This window comes from Thiorhodovibrio litoralis, from assembly GCF_033954455.1.
GTDB lineage: Bacteria > Pseudomonadota > Gammaproteobacteria > Chromatiales > Chromatiaceae > Thiorhodovibrio > Thiorhodovibrio litoralis.
Genome location: NZ_CP121473.1, coordinates 4,056,420 through 4,081,281 on the forward strand (window position 1 = coordinate 4,056,420; position 24,862 = coordinate 4,081,281).

The window sequence follows — 24,862 nt, forward strand, 5'->3', positions numbered from 1 at the left end:
GAGAAATCGCTAGGTCAGCAGCGCGGTGCGGCCCTGAGATTCAATCCTCTGCCCCAGCGCCCACGCAGGGATGTTGTTCGATACCGGCTTCAGCCATGGCCACGGCGCGGAAAATCGCCCGGCCTTTGTTCATGGTCTCCTTCCACTCCATCTCCGGGATCGAGTCGGCGACCACGCCGGCACCGGCCTGGATGTGCAGCTCGCCGTCCTTGATGACTGCGGTGCGGATGGCGATGGCCGTGTCCATGTTGCCGTTAAAGCCGAGATACCCGACCGCGCCTGAGTAGATGCCGCGTTTGACCGGCTCGAGCTCGTCGATGATCTCCATGGCGCGAATCTTGGGTGCGCCCGAGACGGTTCCGGCCGGGAAGGTGGCGCGCAGCACGTCCATCGCGGTCATGCCCTCGCGCAGCTGCCCGATCACATTGGAGACGATGTGCATCACATGCGAATAGCGCTCGACGATCTTCTGATCCGTCACCGTCACCGAGCCGACTTCCGCCACCCGACCGCAGTCGTTGCGGCCGAGATCGATCAGCATCAGATGCTCGGCAAGCTCCTTGGGGTCAGCCAGCAGCTCGGCCTCGAGCTCCTGGTCCTCCTGCTCGGTGTAGCCGCGCCGGCGCGTCCCGGCGATGGGGCGCACGGTGACAACGCCATCCTCGAGCCGGGTCAGAATCTCGGGCGAGGAGCCGACGATCTGAAACCCGTCGAGATCGAGAAAATACATGTAGGGCGAGGGGTTCAGGCCCCGCAGCGCGCGGTAGAGGTCGAGCGGACGGGCGTGGAAGGGAATGGATAGCCGCTGTGAGAGCACCACCTGCATGCAGTCACCAGCGAGGATATAGTCCTTGATGCGCGCAACAGCCTGCTCGTAGCCGCCGCGGCTGAAGCCAGACACAAAGTCCTGCTCGCTGACTGGACGGCCTACCTCCGCCGGATTTCGCGGCGCGCCGCGCTGCATGCGCTGCACCAACTCTTGGATACGGGCATGGCCGCTGTGGAGATCGTCACCGGCATCCGGGTTGAGATGCACGATGATATAAATGCGCCCGCTCAGGTTGTCGAAAACGACCACCTCCTCAGACAACATGAGCAGGATGTCCGGGGTGCCGAGCTGGTCCGGGTTGGGACAGTCGCGCAGCTTGGGCTCGATGTAACGAATGCTGTCGTAGCCAAAGTAGCCGACCAGACCGCCGGCAAAGCGCGGCATCTCCGGGTGCTCGGCGACGCGGAAGCGTTTCTGGAAGGACTCGATCCAGGCCAGTGGGTCTTCCGACTCAATCTCCTCGATCAGTTGGCCATCGCGCTCAATGCGCAGGGTGCGACCAAACACCTTGAGCACGGTGCGACAGGGCAGACCGATAATGGAGTAGCGACCCCATTTCTCCCCGCCCTGCACCGACTCGAACAGGTAGGAATAGGGCCCTTCGACCAACTTGAGATAGCAGCTAAGCGGGGTGTCGAGGTCGGCTAAGACCTCACACACCAGCGGAATGCGGTTATAGCCCCGGGCGACCAGCGCGCGATATTGCTCGGGCGTCATGCGGCGACTCCGTGCGCAAGGTCCCGCGCGTCAGCCAGAAAATCCGCCAGTTGCGGCAAGGTATCGATGACCGCATCGGGCTGGGCGTCGCGAATATCCTGTCCATGATTGTAGCCGTAGCTCATGCACACGATGGAGAAACCGGCCGCGCGGGCAGCCTTCACATCGCTGATCGAATCGCCCACCATCAGCGCCTGCCGGGGCTCGACGCCGAAATGCTCGGCCGCATGCAGCAGCGGCAGCGGACTCGGCTTCTTTTCGGGCAGGCTGTCGCCGCTGATCACGATCTCAAAAAGCCCGCGCAGATCGAAGTGCGTCAGCAAGGGCTCGGTAAAACAGGCCGACTTGTTGGTCACACACCCCAGCCGGAACCCTTGGGCATGCAGCCAGCCAAGCCCTTCGCGCACGCCAGGATAAAGCACCGAGCGCTGGCAATAGTGCTTGGCGTAAAACTCGACGAAAATCGGGTAGGCGCGCGCGTATTCCTCGGGACTCGGACGATCCTCAAGCGATCCGCTCAGCGCGCGCGACACCAGCCGCTCGACGCCATTGCCGACCCAGTTGCGCACCGCCTTCTCGCCCCGGGGCGGACGCCCGATTTGCTCCATCATCTGATCTACGCAATAGGACAGGTCCGGCACACTGTCGACCAGGGTGCCGTCCAGGTCCATGAGCACCAAACCGGGTCGAAATCCATCGGGCAGCATGGGTTGGAGTATCTCGGGCAAGTTCAAGAACGGGTCAGGGTCAGCAACCCGCACTCAGGCCGCTTTCGCCAGCTCGTCGCGCATCTTGGCGATAATGCTGTTGTAGCGGTTGGGGTCGCTGTCCGAACCCTTGCCGAAGATGCCCGAGCCAGACACGAAGGTATCGGCGCCCGCGGCCTTGATCTCGCCGATGTTGTCCGCTTTGACGCCGCCGTCGATCTCCAGGCGAATCTCCCGCCCACTCGCCTTGATCAGTTCGCGCGCCTGGCGCAGCTTGGTCAAAGCCGAGGGGATGAAGCTCTGCCCGCCAAAGCCTGGATTGACCGACATCAGCAAAATCATGTCGATACGTTCCATCACATACTCGAGCGCATCAAGCGGAGTAGCCGGATTGAACACCAGCCCAGCCTTGCAGCCCTCGGACTGAATTAGCTGGAGCGTACGGTCGATATGCTCGCTGGCCTCGGGATGAAAGGTGATGTAAGTCGCGCCAGCAGCGGCGAAGTCGCCAACAATGCGGTCGACCGGCTTGACCATCAGATGCACATCGATGGGGGCGGTCACGCCATGCTTGCGCAGCGCCTCGCACACCAGCGGGCCGATGGTCAGGTTGGGAACATAATGGTTGTCCATCACGTCGAAATGCACAATGTCCGCGCCGGCGGCAAGCACATTGTCGACTTCCTCGCCAAGCTTGGCGAAGTTGGCAGAAAGGATGGACGGGGCGATCAGGTTATCAAGAGCGGCCATGGCGACATCTCCGCGGCTGACAGTCAGGTGGGCGAGACGCCGCCGAAGCGGGCGTCGCGAAAAATCCAAGCGTATTTCACAATCCGCTACTTTACCCGATCAGTGCGGCTTTTCACCAGCACCCTGACGGAGGGATCAGGAAAAACCTGCCAGAATCACGTCAATTTGCGCTGCGGCTGACGGTGTCCAGCCCGCCAAGGCGCGCAATCTGATCGCGGCCGACTGGCGGCGCCTGGACTGAGCTGCACCGACGCACCGCACCGCAGCTGAACCGGCTTCGCGCCATTCGAAACACTTGGGGTAAACTCGCGCCCTGAAGAAGATCGGACCCGATCAGCCCAGCACAGACCAACCCATTACCCGCACGCGAATCGTCCATGGCTCCCCTTGCTTATGCCCTGCCCCTAGTGATGCTGGCATCCATGCTGGCGGTTCGGCTCAGTGCCGCGCGCCTTGGCGAGTCGGTCGCGCGCATCAGTGTCGGCGCGAGCGCCCTGACACTCGCCCTCGCCCTGGTGCTGTTCGTCGATCAACTCGGCGCTGATTCGGCCCGGCTGGTCGGTGTCGGGCTTGGGCTGTTCACGCTCTACGTCGACTGGCTGAGCACCCTTATGGCGCTTTTGGTCGGCGGCGTCAGTCTGGTGGTGCATGTGTTCTCGGTGCGCTACATGCAGGATGATCCGGCCTATGTCCGCTTCTTTATCCTGCTCGATGGCATCGTTGCGGTGATCCTGCTGATGGTGATGGCCGGCGACCTGCTCACCCTGCTGCTCGCCTGGCATCTGGTCGGCGTCTTTTTGTATTTTCTGCTCAACCACGACACGCGCCGACCGGCCTCGACGCGCTATGCGTTCTGGACGCTGTTCACGCACCGGATCGGCGACCTGCCGCTGCTGGCGGCGGTCGCGCTCATTCATCATGCCTTCGGCACCCTGAGCCTGCCAGCGGTGTTCGCGGCCATGGCGGCGACGCCCGGCACCACCACCCTGCTTGGGCTGCCGCTGGCCGAGACCCTGGGCGTGCTAATCCTGATCGCGGCCTTTGCCAAATCAGCCCAGTTCCCGCTGCATACCTGGCTACCCTATACCATGGACGGACCAACGCCGGTCTCGGCACTCATGCACGCCGGCATCGTCAACTCGGGCGGCTTCCTAATCAACCGCTTCGCGCCCGTTTTCGTGCACACCGACGGGGTGCTCCTGCTGGCGCTGGGGATTGGGCTCATCACCACCATCATGGGCTCGCTGATGATGCTGATGCAGAGCGACATCAAAAAGGCGCTCGGCTACTCGACCATGGGCCAGATGGGCTACATGGTGATGGAATGCGGTCTAGGCGCTTTTTCGCTGGCGATCTATCATCTGATCGCCCATGGTGTGTTCAAGGCGACCCTGTTCCTCGGCTCCGGCGCCATCATCGGCAAGGCGCGCAAGGACCCGAATATCCCTGAGGGGGAGATCTACAAGTTCATGGTCGAACGCAAGGTGCCGCATCCGCCCGTGTCCTGGGTGATCTTCGCCGGCATTACCATCACGGTGCCGCTACTGATCGTCTTTGGCGCCCATCAATTGGTGGATGAGGGCTTTCTGCATCACCAGGGCGCGCTCATCCTGCTGTTGTTCGGCTGGATCACCGGCGCGCAGACGCTGTTCTTCGTCTACAAGATTGGCGGAGAGCAACCCTTCAAGCTGCTGCTCTATGTGGTGTTGTCCTTCGGCCTGGTGATTCTCACCTATGTGCTGGTCGGCCACGCCTTCGATGCCCTGCTCTACCCGGACCCGGCCTTCCGCGAGGCGCTTTACCGGGCCGCCTCGATCAACTTCGCCTCCTTCCTGCCGGTGCTGCTGGTGCTGATTGCCTTGATCGCCGGCGGCTGGCTGCTGGTGTTCCGCGCTACGGCTGAACCTCTTAACAGGCGTTGGCGCGAAGCCTATATCAGCCTCTATGCACTGATGTCGCGCGAGTTTTACATCGCCGATCTCTATAGCCGCGCCGGCGAGACCTTGCTGGCCGCCTCCAAGCGCGTGAATGCGCGGCTGCGCTGGCTTTAGGAGGCGGCGCCCGATGATGCTCACGCTCATTCTATTCCTGCTCGCCGGCACGCTGCTGCCGCTGTTCCCGCTCAGCATGGGCACGAACTGGCTACTGCAAGCCGACCACCCGGGGCGGCTCGGCGAAACCCGCACCCTGGCCGCGCTGCTGTTGCTGATGCCGCTGCTTGGTGTTGGCCTGATCGCGCTCGGCCTGGCGCTTGCTGAGGACCGAGCCGCCGCGCTAACCACCCCGTTCGCGCTCTGGGGCGGAGCCAGCTCGCTGTTTTATGCCTTCCGCCTGCTCAGTGTGCGCGACGGGCGCATCTGGCTCGCCCAACTTTACAGCTCGGCCCTGGCCTTGATCTGGGTCGGCATCGCTCACCAGGTGCCGCCCTTGCTGCCCGCACTCGGACTCACGCTCTCACTGCTGCCGCTGCTGTTTCTGTTCGACAGCCTGGCGCGCCGCTTTGGCATTGCCCGCGCCGGTCTCTACCCCGGTCTTGCTTCGCGCATGCCGCGCTTCTCGGTGCTCTTTGTCGGCGCCGTGCTCTGTGCCGTTGCGGTGCCCTTCTCGCCCGGCTTTTTCGCTATCGTCGATCTCGCCTTCGGCGGTGTCGGCCGCAACGAGTTGCTCACCCTGTTGCCACTGGGCCTGTCCTGGCTGCTGTGGACCTGGGCCGGCATCCAGCTGCTCGGCGGCATCGTTTTTGGCAGCCCGCGCGATGACCTGCGCTATCGCGATCTCGAGCCCGCGGCGGCGCGCGCCCAGAGTGCCGGCCTGCTCGCACTGGCCGTCTTCGGACTCTTTCTGGTGGAAACCGCCCTATGAGCAGCCAGATCCAAATCGCCGCCACGTCGACAAACACGGACGCCCCGAGCCTGGGTCAGCGCCTCAAGATCCGCTCCATGGTGACCATGGCCGGCGAGGTGCTGCCGTTCTTCTGGCCGATGCGCAATTTCATTCACCACAACCCGCTGCACGGGCTTGAACATCTACCGTTCGAGCAGGCCGTGGCCGAGGCCAGCCGCCTGTTCCATGCGCGCGGCTGGCTGCCGCGCACCGAGTATCAGCGCATGCTCGCCGCCGGCGATATCGACCTGGCGGTGCTCGAGGCCTTGGTCAGCGAGCAGGTCGATGCCTGGCTCGCCGCGCACGACGACCAGGTCCCCGTCCGGGATAGCGCCAAAGAGGACGCCGAAAAGGACGCCAAAGAGCGGACCGAAAAGAGCAACGCAGCGGTCGCCCAAGAAGGCGCGCTGCTGAAACGCCTGCTGATGGCCATGCTAACGGAACTGGATCAGCCGGCACCTGGGGATCGCGCGCCGAGCGCAACGGACGTGCTTGCCTGTCTGCGCGAACCGATCTCATGAATCCCGACATGATTCGCATCGACACTGCCAGCGCCGATCGTCCGGGCGCTGATCATCCCGACGTCGATTGCCCAAGCGCTGACGCTGCGAGCGCAGGCACCCCGGGCGCCGTGCCACTCAGCCCCGGTTCCCCAGCGCCCTTAGCCACCGAACTCGGCCACGAGCTGACGCTCTACGATGCTGTCGATCAACTCTTCGGCACCCGCATCGGCGACACCCTGAACGAGCTGCTGATCAAAGGCCTGATGGACTTCTTCGACGAAGGCCAGTCGGTGTGGCCCATGCCCGGGCGCCGCCAGGGCCTGTTCCGTGCCTGGAGCCGCATCGCGCGGCGCAATCGGCGCTTGAACATGCGCGGCATGGACGTGAGCGCGATCCTCGCCGATAGCAATCAGCCCGAGGTCCTGATCGACCGGGTCATGCGCCGCCTCGGCATTCCCGAAGACCACTGGATGGACCACTTTACCCTGGAGCTCAGCAAGCTCCACGGCTGGGCCGGCTTTGTGCGCTGGCGCGCCCAGGCCCGGCACTATTACTGGCAGGAACGCAACCCGGCCGATCTGGTCGATTTTCTTGCCATCCGGCTGGTGCTGGCCCTGGCGCTGCTTGAGGATGCCGGGCGCCGCCTCAAGCGCGAGCTGACCTGGCCGGCGCTCACGGCCTTCATGGACACCCATACGCGCGAGTGCCTGCTGCGGCGCGAGCTCAATGCGGGCACCGTGTTGCCGGAGTTCGCACACCGGGTAGAGGTCGCGCTTGAGCGCGGCGACCCGGCCCGGATCGATGCACTCTATGTCGAGTACGAGGATGCCAAAGGCTCCGGCGAGGCCCGCACCCGCGCGCGCCGCATTCTGGCCATGGCCGAGCGCGCGGGTCTATCGCACGAGCAATTGCTGGCCTATCCCGAAGACAGCCTGCTCAAACTCATCGACGGCATCTACAGCTTCAAGGCCAACGAGGGTATGTTGTGGACGCGAGCGCTGGAGCAAAGCTACACCGCACCTCTGCTCACCGCCATCGGCCCGCGTCTAGCCGACACCCGAGCACCCACACCAGAGCGCACCCAGGATGGCGCCGACGGCGTCCAGGCGCTGTTCTGCATCGATGTGCGCAGCGAGCGCCTGCGCCGCCAGCTCGAGGCGCTCGGCGACTACCAGACCTTCGGGGTCGCCGGATTCTTTGGCATTCCGCTCAGCTTTATTGAATTCGGCAAGGGCCATGAGACCGCGCTCTGTCCCGCCGTGGTGCAGCCGCGCAATGTCGTGGTCGAGATGCCGCACACCCACACCGAGGCGGACCACTCGCTCTATGACCTGGCCCATGAGGTTGTCCATGACCTCAAGAACACCGTGCTCGCACCCTATGTCACGGTCGAGGCTGTCGGACTGCTGTTTGGCTTCGACATGGTCGGCAAGACCTTCGCGCCCCGCGCCTACAACACCTGGCGTCAGCGACTGGAAAGCGACAAGCCGCCCGCACGCCTGCTGATCGACAAAATCGGGGCGGACGAAGCGAGCGAGCTGGTCATCCATCTGCAAGACGAGATGATCATCCGCGCCATTGAGCGACATTTCGGCATCAAGCGCGAGGCACTCACCAGCCCAATGATCCGCGAGCTGCGCGAGATCGCACTCGGGCAAGGCCAGAGCCGGACCGCCTTTGCCCAGGGATTCGACATCGAGCCGGCGACTGAGGCTGTCTTCATCCGCTCGCTGCAGGTGGAATACCGGGTCAACCCGGACCAGGCGCGCATCCAGCTCGAGCATCTGGCCAAGATCGGGTTTCGCCATCAGCGCCAGGCCCAGTTGGTGGGCACCGCGCTGCGCTCGATCGGCCTGACCTCGGGCTTCAGCCGCACCGTCCTGATCGTCGGCCACGGCAGCACCTCGGAGAACAACCCCTACGAATCGGCGCTGGATTGCGGCGCCTGCGGCGGCGATCAGGGGCTCATTAACGCGCGCATTTTCGCCGCCATGGCCAATCGCCGCGAGGTGCGCGCCCTGCTCGCCGAGGATGGCATCCTGATCCCGGAGGACACCTGGTTCATCCCGCTGCTGCACGACACCACCACGGATGAAATCGAGCCGGCCGATCTCGACCAACTGCCGCCCGCCGTGCTCACGCGCATGACCCGTATCCAGGAGGATCTGACAGCCGCCGGGCGCCTGTGCGCGCTCGAGCGCTGCCGGGAACTCGGCGAGCAGGCTGTCGACAGTCCCGCGACCGCCGCCCGGCGGGTGAAGCGTCACGCGCTCGACTGGACCCAGGTGCGCCCCGAATGGGGCCTGTCGAAAAATGCCAGCTTCATCATCGGCCGCCGCGCCCTGACCCAAGGGCTGGACCTGGACGGGCGCGCCTTCCTGCATTCCTACGACCATCGGCTCGATGCCGACGGCCGCCTGCTCGAGAGCATCCTCTCAGGCCCGCTAATTGTCGCCCAGTGGATCAACCTGGAGCATTATTTCTCGGTGGTCGACAACGAGGGTTTTGGCAGCGGCAGCAAGGTGTTCCACAACATCACCGGGCGCTTCGGCGTGATGAGCGGCAACCTGAGCGATCTGCGCACCGGGCTCCCTGCGCAGACGGTGCAGAAGGGAAAGCACGCCTATCACCGCCCGATGCGCCTGGTCACGGTGATCGAGGCACCGCCGGCGCTGGTGCGCGGCCTGCTCGATCGGCTCTACAAACCCCGCGAACTGGTCCACAACGGCTGGATCAAGCTCCTGGTTCTTGACCCCGAGAGCGGGCGCATCCACGGCTTCGAGCAGGGCGACTGGACGCTGATCGAGCCAGGCGCTCTTAGTACACTGCCCTAAGGAGGTATTCGATCATGCAGCCGCTCAAGCAAAGCGCAATGAAAAAACTGGAGATCATCGTCCAGGGGGAATACCAGGAGTTCGTCATCGACCTGCTCGAGCGCGCCGGGGTCAGCGGCTGGACAGTGGTTCACAACTTGTCAGGAAAGGGCTCGCATGGCAGCCATGAGGGCCATCTGATGTTCAATGCCGACGACGTGCTGGTGATGATCATCACCGCCATCCCCGAGGAACTGGCCGACCCGATTCTGGAAGGACTCACGCCCTTCTTTAACAAACACATGGGCGTGGTCTTCACCAGCGACATTTCGGTGACCCGACTCGACAAATTCCACCAGCCCGCGCCGGGCTAGAGCGGCGTTTCAGGCGGCAGATGAGCGGCTTCCTCCCAGCCGACTGCAACGGGGCAGCGATAACGCCCCCGCCCGAGCGCACCTCAGCGCGGGCGAATCCCCAACAGATTGCGCACCCGCTTAAACGGGGGCATCACCACAGCCTCCCCTTCAGGACCATCGGCGAAGAAAAAGCCGGTTGAAGAACCACCGTCGAGATTGATCGCGCGCTCCACCGGCCAGTCGGTCAAACAGCCGGTGGTGGCCAGGCAATCGGCCAGATCGGCCAGGCTGATTGGGTTGCGCGTCGCCCCCAGCGCCCAGTGACCGCGCCAGTCGGTCGCGGCAAAGGTGCGCCGCGCTGGCGGCGTGGTCGACAACCCACGCACCGCCCGGCCGTGCTCGACCAGATAAGGGCCGGTCTGCAAGAGCGCGTCAATGCCAGCATGGTCGCGAAAGGCCGCGTAGCGCACCAGATAGTTACCGCCGGGGTCGCTGTAAAGCACACCGCTCAGCAGCTTGGCGCGTTCAAGTCGGTGAATGCGCTGCCCGTCAGCGATCACCAGCCCCAGCGGTCGCCAGTCCGGATGAAAAAAGCCGCCATTGACGCCGGCCGGAATCCCGGCGGCGAGAAAGGCCTTATCCATGCGCGCTCCATCGGCGTTCAGGCTCGGCTCAAGATCAACCACCGCGAGCCGAAAGGCGCGGGAATGAAACAACGCCAGATGGGCGGTGACGCGCTGATCGTCGGACTGGCGCTGGGCCGAGGCCTCGGCGTAAGCCAGCTCCGCATCCACCGGGGCCAGTGGTCGCGGCTCCAACGGCTGCCAGTCCGCCGCGAGCGCTGGCGCCAGGACCAGCGCCAGCCCGGGCATTAGGCGCGCAAGCCAGGGCCGTCCGCGCAACTGGCGCCCGGGTGAGTTGCGGCGAATTGCCAATCCGCTCAACAACGCGACAACGGCGAATAGATTCGCCCCTAAACATTGACCGCCGCGATCTTTGTTCGCGGCAATGACCTCAGCCGCCATGCAGCATCTCCTCATAGCGCGCCAGCAGATGTTCCACCCGCTCACGCTCGCTGCTGAAGCCACCGCTGAGATAAAGCCTGTCCACTGCGCGGTCGAGTGCCTGATGCGCCCGGCGCAACGCAGTCGGCATCAGGTTGGGATCATAGAGGTCGGCCAGGGTCGCATCTGGGTGCGCGGCACGCGCATCGAGCACTGCCTGCGCCAATGGCTCGAGCTTGGCGAGCCGGTCTTCTCGGGCCTGTGGCAGCGGGAAGGTGTTGTACACCATACCGATTGAATAACGATAACGACTTTCCAGCCGGCCGCCAATGCGCCGCAGCCAGCTCATGTGCATAGCTGAGGTTAGGAACGCGAAAAGCGTAAAGTTTGCATCTGAAAGTACAAAAACCAGGTCGCTCGGGATGACCGGCGGCTCTAGCCAACCAATGGGGACATAATCACGTCGCTCAGAGCTGACTTTTGGAATCACCAGAAAGGGCGAGGTTGGAATCACATTGACATGATACTGTAGGGGCGTTTCAGCCAGTTTTTTCGTCGGCTTGCTTTTGCTGCTCTCGCGAAATGCACGCACCGCCGCAACCCGCTCGCGCACCCTTGGTAAGCGCTTAATCAAGGCGGGCTCGGCGCGATGCAGCGCCAGAATCCAGCGTTCGCCGCCGTTCAAAAACTCCTGACTACCGATGTAAGGCCGCAGAAAAGGCTCAGCCTCCGGCTCGGCGACGAGCAGTTCGGCTTTTTCGGCGGCATTCAGAATATAGTGCCCGCCGTCGATTGGCTTGGAGCCGATAATGAGTTTCGGCAGGCCGTTGATGGGCTGGCCTTGCTCACGCACCACCAGATGCGGGTCGACAAGCTGGCTGGCCTCGAACAAATAGGGCGACAGCGTCTTGAGCGCGGTTTCATGCGGCGCGCCACCGGGGTTGGAATAGTCGAACAGTCGCCTGGGCTCGGGCAGGTCAGCCGCCGGCGCGAGCCCGACAATCACCACGTGAACATGTGCTTTCCCACGCGCGTCGGAGCCCCAGGCAAAGGTCCGATGCGCGAATGCAATCTCCACTCCTTGCTCGAACAGCCGCGGCCAGAGCTGGGCGACTTGCTCGCCCTGAGTGATGGAATTGGTGGCAACAAAGCCGATGCGCGGCCGGTTGTGCGCGGGAACGCCACTCAAATAGGCCGCCGCAGTAATGAACCAGGCAGTGACATAATCCAGGGTGCCGCCGGATGCCCCCAGATTGGCAATGCCTCGGACCTGGGCACGTTGTTTCTCACTTTGGTATTTGGCACCAACAAAGGGCGGGTTACCCAGCAGATAATGGCAGCGCGCCGGCGGCAGCAACTCAGCCCAATCCATTTCCAGCGCATCGGCATTCAAGATATGGGGCGCGGTGCGCAGCGGGATGCGAACATAGCTCTGGCCAAATTCCAGGCTCAGACGCGTGTTCATGATGTGATCCATCATCCAGAGCGCCGTCTCAGCGATGCGCGCCGGGAACTCGATGATCTCGATACCGTAGAACTGATCCACGTTCAGCATCGACAGCTCCGCGGCATCCAGCTCCTGCTGACCGCTCGCCACGCTGTAAGCTCGCAGCTCGCGAATGACCTCGATCTCCAGCAGGCGCAGCTCCCGATAAGCAATGATCAAAAAGTTGCCGCAACCGCAGGCCGGATCGAAAAAGGTCAGGGACGCGAGTTTGCGCTGGAAATCCTGCAGTCGTTTTCGCCGATGGGTGTCACGACGTGCCTTTAGCGCAGCCAGCTCCGCGCGCAAACCATCGAGAAACAATGGCTCAATGACCTTGAGAATATTCTGCTCCGTGGTGTAGTGCGCGCCCTGGCGCCGTCGCTCATCGCGATCCATCACCGACTGGAACAGCGAGCCGAAAATGGCCGGTGAAATTCTCGACCAGTCGAAGGCGCAGGCATCAAGCAGGCGCTGACGCATCCCGGCATCGAAAAACGGAATCAGCAGCGGCTCGCGAAACAGCGCGCCATTCACGAAGGGAAAGCGTGCCAGATCCTCATCGAGATGGGGTGAGCGCTGCTCAGGCGGCGTGTTCAGTATCTGAAACAGACTATTTAGCGAAGCCCCGAGAGTGGTGCCATCCGCATCCGTGCGCTGCTCAATTAGGTCGAGAAAAATATCGCGCGGCTCAAAAATGCCGGTATCGTCAGCGAACAGACAAAACACCAGCCGCACCAGAAAGAGCTCCAGGTCGTGGCCGGTGTAGCCTGACGCCTTCAAGCCATCATGCAGCCGCCCAACCAACTCCGATGCGGCGATATTGACCGGGTCCTGGTCCTTAAAAGACCGTTTTTGCACTCCAACAATGAAGCCGAGCTTCTCGACATGCTCGGGCAACTCAGCCAGGCTAAAGCGGGCCTGCTCGTCCTCCTCAAGATCGTAGAGCTCGAAGCTCTGAAAATCGCTCAGCAGCAGGTAGCGCGGCAGCTCCACATCCTTGAGCCCCGGAAAATAGGTAAAGGCCTGCTCCTTGGCGATGGCCAGATCGCGCCCCAGGCTCTTCTGCTCGACCAGCAGTACCCCTTTCCAGAACGAATCAATATAACCACGTCGATCGCCGAGCTTACGCACCGGCGCCTCGAAGCTCGCCACCCGGCGCACCGGCACCCCAAAGACATCGAACAGATCGCGATAAAAGAGCTGGGTCTGGCCCTTCTCGTAGCCCTGACCGGCCCAGTCACGCGCGAAGGTGGCAGCGCGGGTGCGAATTTCGTTCCAGGACAGATGCACTTTGTCAGGGCTCGTTATTACACCAAACTCACTTGAACTTCTTTACGTTCCGCGCCGAGACCATGAAGGTTACCGGAGCGGTCAGACGTTGAAGCGGAAGTGGACCACATCGCCATCCTTGACGATATACTCCTTGCCCTCCGAGCGCAGGCGCCCGGCGTCCTTGGCGCCCTGCTCGCCTTTGTAGCTGACGAAATCGTCGTAACCGATCACCTCGGCGCGGATGAAACCGCGTTCGAAATCTGTGTGGATCACACCGGCGGCTTGTGGGGCGGTGGCGCCGTGGGGGATGGTCCAGGCGCGCGCTTCCTTGGGACCGGCGGTGAAGTAGGTTTCCAGCCCCAACAGCCGATAGCCGGCGCGCACGACGCGGTTCAGGCCGGGCTCGGCGAGACCTAGATCGGCCAGGAACTCGGCGCGGCTGTCGGCGTCGAGCTCCACCATCTCGGACTCAATCGCGGCGCAGACGGCGACTGTCTCGGCGCCTTCACTCGCGGCCTGGGTCTGCACGCGCTCAAGCAGTGGATTGTTGTCGAAGCCATCCTCGGCCACGTTGGCGATGTAGAGCACCGGCTTGGCAGTCAGCAGGAACAGATCGCGCAGAGCAGCGCTCGCCTCCGCGTCCAGGCCGAGCGTGCGCACCGGTTGACCCTCGTTCAGATGCGCGGCCACCCGTTCGAGCAAATCGCGGCGGGCAGCGGCCAGCTTGTCGCCGGTCTTGGCCTGGCGCGCCGCGCGATCGAGCGCCTTTTCGACCGACTCCATATCGGCCAGTGCCAGCTCAGTGTTAATGACGTCCATATCGCGCAGCGGGTCCACGCTGCCCGCGACATGCACCACATCGTCGTCTTCGAAGCAGCGCACGACCTGGGCAATGGCATCCGTCTCGCGAATATTGGCAAGAAACTGATTGCCCAACCCCTCGCCTTTGGACGCTCCCGCGACCAGCCCGGCAATGTCGACAAACTGCATGCTGGTCGGCACCACCTTGGCGGGTTTGACAATACCGGCGATCACATCCAGGCGATCATCCGGCAAGGGCACCACGCCGACATTGGGGTCGATGGTGCAGAAAGGGTAATTCTCGGCCGCGATGCCGGATTTAGTCAGTGCATTGAAAAGCGTCGACTTGCCCACGTTCGGCAGGCCGACAATGCCGCATTTGAAACCCATGGTCCTGATTCTATAGCTGGTTGGAGAACGGAAAGCCGGCCATCATAGCCGATGCGGGAAGTCCCCGCCTGATCAGCGGACCACTAACGATCGCGCGAATTAGACCTACGCCAAAGCTAGACGATTTTCCACCGCTCGGATCGCTATCGGCTATCAAGCATCTCCGCCGGACCGTCAAGCCGCTATTTTCGTGGGCTTGCCGAAAGGGTGAGGATGAGATCTCCACCGTGGACTCAGCCGCGTCGGATGCACAGTCGCACGGGTCGAGACACGATGGCAGTGGCGGGGATCAGCCTCGGGCGCTAGACTCCGGAATTCCCGCTGTAGCGCCAAGGAGTAACAACAGATCATGGACACCAACCCCGCCGCGCTGTGCCCCGGCTGCTTCCAATCCAAAGGCAGTGCGAACCCCTGCCCGCACTGCGGCTTCGATGAAACCGCCCCGCGTCCGGTGCAAGCGCTGCCATTAGGCACACTGCTCCACGATCTTGGCTTGATGGAATAGCGCGGCAGCGGTTATCCGCGTATGACGCGCGCGATGCGACAATTCAATGGCACTGCGCCCAACCTAGAGCAGGATCGCGAAGAACCCTGGGTTCGGGTGACACTGTGGCGGACACCGCCGGAAACGGTCGCATAGACCGTTCAGGTGGCAGACTCACCCGGAATCGCTCTGGTGACAAGCTGTCATCGCACAATGTACTATGACTCCTTCTTCACCCAAACTCGAAAGAGGTCGTTGATGTCCATTTCAGCCAAACTGTTTATGAGCGGTCGGAGTCAAGCGATTCGTTGGCCAGCGAAACTTCGCCTCAACGCCAGTGAAGTGTTGATCGACCTAGTTGGCGAAGGCTATTTTGTGCAGCCGAAACGAGAACCTCAGTCCAACTTGGGAGAGTGGCTGCGCAACTTTTATGTCACAACTGAGCCGTTGCCAGACGACTTTCTCGCTGAACGTAACGACACGCGACCTCAGTCACGCGACTGGGACTAAAAAACATGCGACGCACACTGGACACCAACATTTGCAGCTATATTCTGCGCAGGCGCCCAGAGATGGTGATCGAGTATTTCGCCGCCCTCAGTCCCGATCAAATTTGGCTGTCGGCGATTGTTGCGGCCGAATTACGTTTTGGCGCCGCAAAACTGGGCACTGCGAAATTCGCGGCGGTTATTGAAACCTGGCTGGCTGGCTTCGACGTGCGGCCCTGGCCGATTGAAGCGACTTATCACTATGCACAGGTACGCGCCGCGCTGGAACGCCAAGGCCAACCCATCGGCAACATGGATCTCATGATTGCCGCCCATGCACTGGCCGAAGAGAGCGTCATCATTACCAACAACGCGCGCGAATTTGAGCGGGTGCCCGGTCTCGCCGTCGAAACTTGGATGTCTTGACGATCCTGGCCGAGGCTGGCACCTCCATGCGAGATAGCGAGGCATTGGAAGCCGCTGACGCACAACCCCAGCCAGTAGACTCACAGATACAGCCTCCAGCGGTTCCGCCATCGAAAACTAAAAACATGGAAGCTGAGAAGTCAGTGCCCGCACCCCAGCCAGAGGATAAATAGAGGGCCTGAAACAAAGCCCGGGCGCTCGGATCAGGCGGTGTCTCCTGTGCCGTTCGGATCGAGCAGCGCATGCAGGTTATCGCTGTCGGCGGCTCGCTGGCGCAGGCGCTTGGCGTAACTGGCCTGATTTTTGGTGCAAACCAGAGTATAAGGTCGGCCACGCTTATCTGTCGTCAAGTCCAAATCGCATCGGGCCGTGCGGATTTGGTGGCTGACGTGGTCGCGGGCCTGTTGCCCGGCCTTCAATCGCCAGGTGGAATCGCTCGGCGATTCGAGGAAGCGGCTCAGCTCCTGGCAATGGGTGCACTGGCACTTGAGCTTGGCGGGACGGCGCCAGTCGGCGGGTGGCTCGAGCGCTTCGGCAATGCGCTGGCGCAAGAGCGCAATCATGGCGTCCTTGAGTTGCTCAGCCAGAGGAGTGTTGGCAGCCAGTGGAGCCTCGCCGGTCTGCACTGCGCGCGCGGCTGGGATCAGGATTTGGTCGGGATCATAGGTTTCCGGGTGTGTGAGAAAGCGCTCGAGTGCCTGTTGCGCGAGCGGATTGACTGATGCCGTGTCAAGTGCCCGGTCGAGGTGCTGGAAAGCCGCTAGGGTCGCGGTCACCAGTTCGGGCGTCATCTTTTCTGGCGCACCATAGTAGCTCCGGGCAGGGGGCGCGATCGGCAGCGCGTCGAGGAGTGCCATGGCCGCCGGCTTGAACGTCTCGGCGGTTAACTCCGGCTTGCCGGCAACCACCTTGGCGAACAGTTCGGCACAAGCACTGGGATCGCGCTGGGCATTGCCGGTGATTAGGCTGTTCAAAATCGCCCCGGCGTGCTCGGCGGGCAGTTCACCGAGGATGGCCAGCAGTGGCGCGTTGTCCTGCGCGCTGTAGCCACCAGCGGCGGCGACCTTGGCGATAAAGTCAACCGTGGTGCGGGTATCCCCAAGCCGATGCAAGGCGTTTAGGAATCGCGCGCTCTTGCCATTGCGGCTGGCAAAGTATGTTGAATGGTCGGACGCTGGCCAACCGGCGCAGATGGCTTGTGCGAGTTGGCGCGCCTCGGCCAGTATCTCGGCATCGGCCCCCGCGCTAGCATCCGCGTCCCCGATTAGCTCGCTCAGCCGAGGCAGGCTGACATCCAGTCCGCCAGCGGCAAGCACGGCACTGCGTTGCCGGCGCGGCCAGAGCACCAGGGCCGCGCACTGGTACTGACGCTCGAAGCTGGCGCCCGCGTTACCGGTGGCTTCGTGGAATTCCGCCTCGGCATCGGCGATCTCCTCGAGCATCGAGGGCGGACAAAGCTCGTGATCGGTGAAGGGCAAGGCCCCCATGGCCGACGAGCGACCATCCGGTCGGCGCCAGCTGTGTAGTTCCTGCACCCGCTCGTCCACCTCGCCGACCTCGAGGTCGTCACCCCAGCGACTGGAGCCAGTGTATTCCGCCCAGCCGGTTTCTTGCACACTGAGCATGGCCAGATGCAGATCGCAGTTGGAGGCGGCAGCTGCATCCCGCACCAGGGCGGCGAGCGTGGCATCGATGCCCTTGAGCGCGCGAAAGCCGAGCTCGGCCTCGGTGTAGGCGTGCTCCAGGGGTAGCACCAGCTTGCGCGGCCAGTTGGCTTGATCCTGATGGTCGCCCTGCCCTTCGCTCCGAGCCTCTCCACGATCCTGACCCTGATCCTGGCTCTGATCTGGCCTGCCGCTCCACAGGCTGAGCAGCCGGGTCAGCTCGGTGCGCGCGCTGTCATGATCCGGTGCTTGCGGCAGCGGGCCGCCATCCCGACGGAACAAGTTGTAGATCAACGCCAGCCGGCAGCCGTCGGTGATCGGCAACACCTGATGGCGGCAGTCGGCATAGAAGGCGGCATAGGCGATGGCGGCTGGATCATCGCGGCGCAGATCCAGGCTCACTTCGCGGTCTTGGTGCTGCACGATCAGCTCGCCGCCGCTGAACTCGGATGGCAGGATCATCACCAGGGTGGCGAACATCCCGGGGCATTTCTCTGTGTCGCGGTGGCTGACGAAAAAACTCCCCTGGTCGTAAATCAGCAGCTTGTACAGCTCCGCCTCGACCTGCCCGGCAACCCCGAGGCCCTCGGCAACGCGCGGCATCAGGGCATTGAGGTCATCCAACCAGCGCTGGCCCTCGAGTGTCAGACGGGTAGCGTCGATCTGCCAGGTGCGACGCACTTCGGTATCGACCAGGGTCTCGCTGCCACGGCCATAGGGGGCCTGCTCGGCGACTTCGATCAGCTGCGAGGCCTGCACCGGCAACAAGGGCAGCGCGATGGTGCCGACGCCCTCCACCCGCAGCCGCGGCGGGTGCATGTCGAGCGTGCCGGTTGCGTAGAAATCCCCAGGGCGGTCGACGCGCTCCAGCAGCGCGGCGAGTTGTTCTTGAATGTTTGGCATGGCACGAGATTCTGGTGATTCCTAAGTCGGTTGAAACATGATTAACTCAGAGGGAGCCAAAGTCACGCAAATCACAGTCGTTCCAGCAATTCCCGCTGCTCCCCATTCGGTCGCGCGCCCGTCGATTGAGCGAGCGTTGCGAAACCCCTGGGCAGAGGAAAACCTCACGGGTAAGCCGTGATGGTGCAAGCTGGCTGTTGGTTATCCCCTGAACATCATCACACGAGCGCTCGGTCACGGCGGTCGTCTAGGAAGTATCCCAGGTCAGGACGAGTTTGGGCGGATCGAAGATGGAGCGATACAGGGCCTCCCAATTTGGGATCAGGCAGAGATTGAAGCGATGGCGTAGCTGATCCCACAACCGGATCTTGCTCTGCGCCGCTGTCATTGCGGTTTGAAACAGCCGACAACAGCGTTGTTGGATCTGGTCGATGAGAAACGCCAGCATCATCAGATGCATCAGCACGGTGCTTAAGTGTTGATCGCCGTGACCGAAGTTGTGCTCGAAGTGATAGCCTTGATTTTTCAGGGTGTTAAAGGTTTCGTTCTCGATTTTCCAGCGGGCGCGGGCTCCTCGCATCAAAGTCATCAGGTTGGTGTCGTCGATGGGAATGTCGGTGACCCAGGAGAAATGGGTCACCTTGCCATCCGGGGCGTGCTCCCAGTACTCGAGGAAATTGACCTCCAGGTCAAAATTGGACTCATTCAATGGGGCACCGTTGAGAGAGCGAAAGCGGTGGCGCGTGCCGTCTTCGTCCTTGTACTCGCGCACGATCGTCGTTGGGGTGTTGGCCACCCAGTCGAACAGAAAGCCATGGTCGCTTTCCTTGGCACCGAGGATGAAGCGCATGTTCAACGCCTGAAGATGGCGGATGTGCGGGGCGTTGGACGCCAAGGCATCCTCAATGACGATGAGTTTCAGGTGCGGATGCTCGCGACGCACATCGCTTAACAACCGCTTGCTGGCGTTGCGCTCGCAGTCGTTTTTCTTCGCCCCATCGGCGCGCATAATGGGCTCTGGTGCCAAGGGAAAGACCTCGCGCTGATCGGGGTGGACCAACACCGCCGCCAGCGCCTGATGGTAGTAGGTGATGGTGCCGTCGCGGTGGTGTTTCTCGGCGCAGTGCTGGCAATGGATGCTCTGTGAGGAGAAGTACCCGGTGCCGTCGAGCGAGAGCAGGTAGTGCCCGTGCAGATAGGCAAACCCTTCCAAGCCCTTGCCCCGCTGCAAGGCGGCCAACAACGCCTTGTACAAGGGGCGCAGATGCTTGGGGTCCATCACATCGAGACGTTGGCGAAACCAGGTATCGCTCGGGGCGCGCTCAATGCCGTAGAGCGTGCGCAGATTCGCTCGCTTGGTTGCATCCTTGCGGTCTTGGTCGAATTGCAGCAAGGAGGGGTATTTCAGTCCGAACAGCGCCAGACCGGACATCAGGTGATCGACCAGCGGGATGTCGCTCGCCGCTTCATCCGGGATTTTCCCGAAGACCGATCGCGCGGTGCGCAGCAGTCCGGCGGCACTCAGCGATTGACGACCAAAAGGCGCACTCATCAGTTCTTACCTCGCAACCTGAGCTTTGCGAGATAATACCCTGATTCTGTGAGAAAGTTTACGAAAACATTTTTCCCACAATCATGCAGTGCATTGTTTTTAAAGCAAATAATTCTTCAACGGGAATTGCTGCAGTCGTTCTTGCACTCGCCGCTCAAACCACGGACGGAATCCTCCGCGGCGCGCCGGTGTAAAAATGTGACTGACAGCAGGTGCGTGGTCTTGCGGCAGGTGGAGCAAAGCTTCAGAATCACTTCCATTGGTCGCATTTTTCATGAAACACCGGCAATGATTATAGGCGCTGAAGATATCGATTTCATCAAGGCCCACATCGGTGAATGGTTGGCCGAGGAGTCGCTCGGCAAGCCACCGAAGGTCTATGAGCTTGAGTTGCGCGAGCGCTCGGTGCGAATCGAGGAGCAGCTCAAGCATCAACGCGACCTCATTCAAACCATTATCGAGCAGAACGATAAGCGTTTCGATGCCTTGCAGCGGCAGATCGATCAGCGCTTCGAGGCTACGTGGTCGCAGATGGATCAGCGCTTCGAGGCTGTACAGTCGCAGATGGATCAGCGCTTCGAGGCCATCGAAAGGCGCTTCGAGGCCATGCAGACGCAGATGGATCAGCGCTTCGAGGCCATGCAGACTCAGATGGACAAGCGCTTCGATGCCGTTGACAAGCGATTTGAAGCCCTGGACAGGAGGTTCGAAGCACTCACGCGGCGCATCGATCGCTTCATGTTCTGGTCCCTGGGCCTGACGATCAGCGTTGCCGGACTGATTATCGCCATGATGCGCATCTGGCCCGCATTTGCGGCCTGATGCGGCTCGCGGGCGTCATAAGAGCACCTGCTCGATTCCTCCCGCACGGAGATTCTCAGTAAACCGCTGCTGCCAATCCTCGCCAAGCTGCCGACGCGCCAGCTCGACCACAATGTAGTCCGTGTCAAGCCCGGTCTGGTCGGTGAACTTGGCCAAGCCCTGCTGGCAGGCGGGGCAGGAGGTCAGCAGTTTTGCCTGGCCATCAGTTGCGCGCGTTTCGCCGGTTAGCGTTTTCAGCCCAGCCGCCAGTTCCTCGGCTTTGCGCAAGCGCACCTGGTTGGCGATGTCCGGTCTGGCGGTGCCCAGGGTGCCGGCTTCACCGCAGCAGCGCTCGGACAGGGTAACCGGCTGACCCATGAGTTTGCTGGCCACCGAGATGGGCTGGTAGGCCTTCATCGGCGTGTGGCAGGGGTCGTGGTAGAGGTATTGCGTCCCGTCGGTCGGGGTGAGCGCCACCTTCTGTTCCATCAGATACTCGTGGATGTCGAGCAGTCGGCAGCCGGGGAAGATGCGCTCGAACTGGTAGCGCGTGAGCTGGTCCATGCAGGTGCCGCAGGAGACTAGCACGGTGTGAATGTCGAGATAATTGAGCGTGTGGGCGACGCGGTGGAATAACACCCGGTTTTCCATGGTGATGCGCTGACCGCGCTGTTCTAATCCCGCACCGCGTTGCGGATAGCCGCAGCAGAGATAACCTGGTGGCAGAATGACCCGCTCGCCCTGGTGGTAGAGCATGGCCAGAGTCGCCAGGCCGATATCGGAGAACAACCGCTCGGAGCCGCAGCCAGGGAAATAGAACACCGCCTGATCATCCTCGCCGTGGGCCCCCTGGGGATCGCACAGAATAGGGATGCGGGTTTTGTCCTCAAGCTGCAGCACCTCCCGATAACCCTGCTTGGGCGGCTCGACCCGGATCGGCCGGCTGATGAGCTGACGCACCTGATCGACCGGTTGCGGCCGGCCGGTGGTGGCGCCGGGGGCCATGGTCGGCCCTTTGGTCAGGCCCAGGCGCGCCGCAAACCGATGCGCCAGGTTGAGACCGGCGAAACCGCCCCGGCCCAGCACTCGGCGCATCAGACGCACCAGGCGCGGGTCGTGCGCATTGAGGAACTGCATCGCCGCCCAGGCGCCGGGGTTGCTGCGTTTTTTGCCGCGCTCGACCAGCATGCGGCGCAGACGCATGGTGACATCGCCAAAGTCGATATTCACCGGACAGGGCGGCTGGCAGTGATGGCAGATGGTGCAATGGTCGGCGATGTCGTTCATCTCGGCGAAATGCCGCTGGGACAGACCGCGACGGGTCTGCTCCTCGTACAAAAAAGCCTCGATAATCAAGCCGGTGCCGAGAATCTTGTTGCGCGGCGAGTAGGACAGATTGGCGCGCGGCACATGGGTCATGCACTTGGGCTTGCATTTGCCGCAGCGCAGACAGTGCTTGACGTCATCGTTCAGCGCGCCGAGCTCGGTTTCCTCCAGAATGATGGCCTCGCGCTCAACCAGCCGCAGCGAGGGGGTGTAAGCAAGCTCCAGTCCGCTACCGGCAAGCAGCTTGCCGGGGTTGAAGCGCCCATTGGGGTCGACCCGCTCCTTGTAGGCGGCAAAGGCGGCGAGCCGGTCGGGCTCCAGATAGCGCACCTTGGTGAGCCCAATGCCATGCTCGCCGGAGATGACACCGCCCAGGTCGGACGCCAACGCCATGATGCGATCGACGATGCGGTCGGCCTCATGCAGCATCTCGTAGTCGGCGGAATGCACCGGAATGTTGGTGTGCACATTGCCGTCGCCCGCGTGCATGTGCAGGGCGACGAACAGCCGCGAGTCGCGAATCTTGCGGTGAATGCCGGCGAGATGCTCGCGCACCGCCGAGAGCTCCTGGCCGGAGAAGAGCTCATTCAGCCGATTGGCGACCTCCTTGCGATAGCTCTGGCGCAGATCGCGGCGCAGCAGCATGGCGAGCAGGGTGTCGTTTCGATTGCTACCTTGATCGCGATCAGGACGCACCAGCCCACGTTCCTTTTCACGCAGCAGGTCGAGGTGGTTCGCGGCCGGTTCATCCAGTGCGGCCAGGATTCGCTGCCAGCGCGCGCGTGCCTCAGCGACCGCCTCGCGCGCCGCCTCGCACTTGGCGGCGAGAATGGCCTGGCCCTCGGCCGAGTCTTCATGATCCAAGGGCGCCGCCTGGGGCATGGGGCCAGACAGATAGTCCAGCACCGCCGCCATGATGCGGTCTTTGTTCTCGATGGACTGCTCGATATTGATGCGCTCGATGGCGCGACTGTAGTCGGCCAGGCGCTCGAGCGGGATGACCACGTCCTCGTTGATCTTGAAGGCATTGGTATGGCGCGAGATGGCCGCGGTGCGGGCGCGGTCGAGCCAGAAGCGCCGGCGCGCCTCGGGGCTGGTGGCGATGAAGCTCTCGCCATCGCGCGCGGTGACGCTTTCGCGCACGGCCGCAGCCGCAGCTCCCAACGCCGCATCGTCATCGGACACCAGATCGGCGAGCAGCACCATCTTGGGCAGCTCGCGCCGCGCGGCCTTGGTGGAATAGTTCACCGCGCGGATGTAGCGCTCGTCGAGATGCTCGAGCCCGGCGATCTGGACCTTGGCCAGGCCATCGATCATGTCCTTGATCTCGACGATGGCCGGCACCGCGCGCTCCAAATCGGCGCCGAAGAATTCCAGGCACAGCGTCAGGGTATGCGCCGGCATGCGATGCAGAATGAAGCGCGCCGAGGTGATGATGCCGTCGCAGCCCTCCTTCTGCACCCCGGGCAGATTACACAGCGCCTTATCGGTCACATCCTTGCCCAGACCGGCCTTGCGGAAGCTACTGCCCGGCACGTCGATCAGCTCCGGCTCGCCGATGGGCGTTTGGCCATCGGTGCCGAAGCGCTGGACGCGAAAGCGCACCCGCTCGGCATCCTGCAACTTGCCCAGGTTGTGCCCGAGGCGCTCGACCGTCAGCCACTGGGCCTCGGGCGTGACCATGCGCCAGGAGGCGAGATTATCCAGCGCAGTGCCCCAGATGACGGCCTTCTTGCCGCCGGCGTTCATGGCCACGTTGCCGCCGATGCAGGAGGCGTCCTGCGAGGTGGGATCGACCGCGAAGGCAAGCCCCCGGGATTCGGCACGCTCCGCCACCCGGCGCGTCACCACCCCGGCGCCGCAGTGCACCGTGGCAACCGGCTCAGCAACGCCAGGCAGCGCGATGGTCTCCACCTGCGACACCGCATCGAGCTTCTCAGTGTCGATCACCGCGGTGCGCGCGGACAAGGGCACACCCGAGCCGGTGTAGCCGGTGTTGCCACCATGGGCAATCAGCGACAGTCCACAGTCGATGCAGGCGGCAACAATGGGCGCGACCTCGGCTTCAGCATCCGGGCTGATGACCACAAAGGGCAGCTCCACGCGCCAGTCGGTCGCGTCCGTGGCATGGGAAACCCGTGCCAGGCCGCCGAACTGGATATTGTCCTTGCGGGTGATGCCAGCCAGGCGCTTGTCGATGCGCGCCCGCAGGGCCAGGTCCTGCGCGAAGCCCTCATCAAAACGCCGCACCGCAGCGCGCCCGGCCGTCAGCAGCGCGGCGGCTTTTTGGTTATCGTTCAGGCGCTGCTCGAACAAATCCAGGCGCTGTCCCAGCCCCTCGATCAACTGCCGTCGGCGCCTGGCGTTGTCCAGCAGATCTTCTTGCAGATAAGGATTGCGGCTGACAACCCACATATCGCCCAACACCTCAAACAACATCTGCGCTGAACGTCCGGTACGGCGCGAGCCACGCAGTTCCTCGATCAGTCGCCAGTTGGCCTCACCAAGAAAGCGAATGACGATCTCGCGATCGGAGAAAGAGGTGTAGTTGTAGGGGATCTCACGGATGCGATGGGCCTGCTCGGGCGGAGCGGCTGGCGGAGAAGTAGGCGGCGAAATGGGCGTTGCAAGCTGAGTCATGCGGTCGGCTGTCTGTCGCGGAACAAAGACGAATTCTAACGCGCCGCGACCGGAACCCTGCAATGCG

General features: G+C 62.7%; 18 protein-coding genes. 9 read left to right on the plus strand and 9 right to left on the minus strand.

Annotated features, from left to right (window positions below):
- Window positions 1-40: 40 nt before the first annotated feature.
- From trpE to rpe, 3 genes are read right to left on the minus strand one after another with little or no spacing between them, the layout of a single operon-like run.
- Entirely contained in the window at window positions 41-1,546 is a 1,506-nt protein-coding gene (gene trpE / locus Thiosp_RS18435) for an anthranilate synthase component I (RefSeq protein ID WP_201069353.1), read from the minus strand.
- Window positions 1,543-2,253 (minus strand): phosphoglycolate phosphatase, encoded by a 711-nt coding sequence (locus Thiosp_RS18440; RefSeq protein WP_201069352.1) that lies wholly within the window; start codon window positions 2,251-2,253, stop codon window positions 1,543-1,545. The genes trpE and Thiosp_RS18440 overlap by 4 nt, the downstream gene beginning before the upstream one ends.
- A gap of 54 nt (window positions 2,254-2,307) precedes the next feature.
- Window positions 2,308-3,003 carry a ribulose-phosphate 3-epimerase gene (gene rpe, locus Thiosp_RS18445; RefSeq protein ID WP_201069351.1) on the minus strand — a complete coding sequence of 232 codons (696 nt, stop codon included), beginning with the start codon at window positions 3,001-3,003 and terminating at the stop codon, window positions 2,308-2,310.
- Between the two features lie 377 nt (window positions 3,004-3,380).
- Between rpe and Thiosp_RS18450 the strand changes: the two genes are divergently transcribed.
- Genes Thiosp_RS18450 through Thiosp_RS18470 form a run of 5 tightly spaced genes read left to right on the plus strand, consistent with a single transcriptional unit; the run spans window position 3,381 to window position 9,576 of the window.
- Window positions 3,381-5,054: an NADH-quinone oxidoreductase subunit 5 family protein gene (locus Thiosp_RS18450; protein ID WP_201069350.1), complete on the plus strand. Its 1,674-nt coding sequence runs from the start codon at window positions 3,381-3,383 to the stop codon at window positions 5,052-5,054.
- Window positions 5,055-5,067: 13 nt separating this feature from the next.
- Window positions 5,068-5,865, plus strand: a complete 798-nt coding sequence (locus tag Thiosp_RS18455; RefSeq protein ID WP_201069349.1) for a hypothetical protein — start codon at window positions 5,068-5,070, stop codon at window positions 5,863-5,865.
- Complete coding sequence (locus Thiosp_RS18460) at window positions 5,862-6,407, plus strand: putative inorganic carbon transporter subunit DabA (protein ID WP_201069348.1); 546 nt, start codon at window positions 5,862-5,864, stop codon at window positions 6,405-6,407. Before Thiosp_RS18455 ends, Thiosp_RS18460 begins: the two co-directional genes overlap by 4 nt.
- Window positions 6,404-9,223, plus strand: a complete 2,820-nt coding sequence (locus Thiosp_RS18465; RefSeq protein WP_201069347.1) for a DUF2309 domain-containing protein — start codon at window positions 6,404-6,406, stop codon at window positions 9,221-9,223. The genes Thiosp_RS18460 and Thiosp_RS18465 overlap by 4 nt, the downstream gene beginning before the upstream one ends.
- A gap of 14 nt (window positions 9,224-9,237) precedes the next feature.
- Window positions 9,238-9,576, plus strand: a complete 339-nt coding sequence (locus tag Thiosp_RS18470; RefSeq protein WP_201069346.1) for a P-II family nitrogen regulator — start codon at window positions 9,238-9,240, stop codon at window positions 9,574-9,576.
- A gap of 83 nt (window positions 9,577-9,659) precedes the next feature.
- On the opposite strand, the gene Thiosp_RS18475 is transcribed toward Thiosp_RS18470, so the two are convergent.
- The 3 genes from Thiosp_RS18475 to ychF form a co-directional block, all read right to left on the minus strand.
- Window positions 9,660-10,583 carry a phosphodiester glycosidase family protein gene (locus Thiosp_RS18475; protein WP_242519063.1) on the minus strand — a complete coding sequence of 308 codons (924 nt, stop codon included), beginning with the start codon at window positions 10,581-10,583 and terminating at the stop codon, window positions 9,660-9,662.
- Complete coding sequence (locus Thiosp_RS18480) at window positions 10,573-13,338, minus strand: class I SAM-dependent DNA methyltransferase (RefSeq protein WP_201069345.1); 2,766 nt, start codon at window positions 13,336-13,338, stop codon at window positions 10,573-10,575. The genes Thiosp_RS18475 and Thiosp_RS18480 overlap by 11 nt, the downstream gene beginning before the upstream one ends.
- Before the next feature lie 81 nt (window positions 13,339-13,419).
- A complete protein-coding gene (gene ychF / locus Thiosp_RS18485) occupies window positions 13,420-14,511 on the minus strand; it encodes a redox-regulated ATPase YchF (RefSeq protein WP_201069344.1) in 1,092 nt (363 codons plus the stop codon).
- Window positions 14,512-14,860: 349 nt separating this feature from the next.
- Between ychF and Thiosp_RS18490 the strand changes: the two genes are divergently transcribed.
- The 3 genes from Thiosp_RS18490 (at window position 14,861) to Thiosp_RS18500 (ending at window position 15,909) form a co-directional block, all read left to right on the plus strand.
- The gene (locus Thiosp_RS18490; protein ID WP_201069401.1) at window positions 14,861-15,016 is read left to right on the plus strand and encodes a hypothetical protein; all 156 of its coding nucleotides are present in this window, start codon (window positions 14,861-14,863) and stop codon (window positions 15,014-15,016) included.
- Between the two features lie 237 nt (window positions 15,017-15,253).
- Window positions 15,254-15,505, plus strand: coding sequence for an antitoxin (locus tag Thiosp_RS18495; RefSeq protein WP_201069343.1), 252 nt, complete (start codon window positions 15,254-15,256; stop codon window positions 15,503-15,505).
- A gap of 5 nt (window positions 15,506-15,510) precedes the next feature.
- Entirely contained in the window at window positions 15,511-15,909 is a 399-nt protein-coding gene (locus Thiosp_RS18500; protein ID WP_201069342.1) for a type II toxin-antitoxin system VapC family toxin, read from the plus strand.
- 203 nt (window positions 15,910-16,112) lie between these two features.
- Here Thiosp_RS18500 and Thiosp_RS18505 read toward each other — a convergent pair whose 3' ends face one another.
- Complete coding sequence (locus Thiosp_RS18505) at window positions 16,113-18,476, minus strand: 2OG-Fe(II) oxygenase (RefSeq protein ID WP_201069341.1); 2,364 nt, start codon at window positions 18,474-18,476, stop codon at window positions 16,113-16,115.
- 247 nt (window positions 18,477-18,723) lie between these two features.
- Window positions 18,724-20,028 carry a hypothetical protein gene (locus Thiosp_RS18510; protein ID WP_323696447.1) on the minus strand — a complete coding sequence of 435 codons (1,305 nt, stop codon included), beginning with the start codon at window positions 20,026-20,028 and terminating at the stop codon, window positions 18,724-18,726.
- Window positions 20,029-20,076: 48 nt separating this feature from the next.
- Between Thiosp_RS18510 and Thiosp_RS18515 the strand changes: the two genes are divergently transcribed.
- Complete coding sequence (locus Thiosp_RS18515) at window positions 20,077-20,850, plus strand: YggN family protein (RefSeq protein WP_323696599.1); 774 nt, start codon at window positions 20,077-20,079, stop codon at window positions 20,848-20,850.
- Between the two features lie 15 nt (window positions 20,851-20,865).
- Here Thiosp_RS18515 and Thiosp_RS18520 read toward each other — a convergent pair whose 3' ends face one another.
- Window positions 20,866-24,795 carry a DUF3683 domain-containing protein gene (locus tag Thiosp_RS18520; protein WP_207188078.1) on the minus strand — a complete coding sequence of 1,310 codons (3,930 nt, stop codon included), beginning with the start codon at window positions 24,793-24,795 and terminating at the stop codon, window positions 20,866-20,868.
- Window positions 24,796-24,862 lie beyond the last annotated feature (67 nt).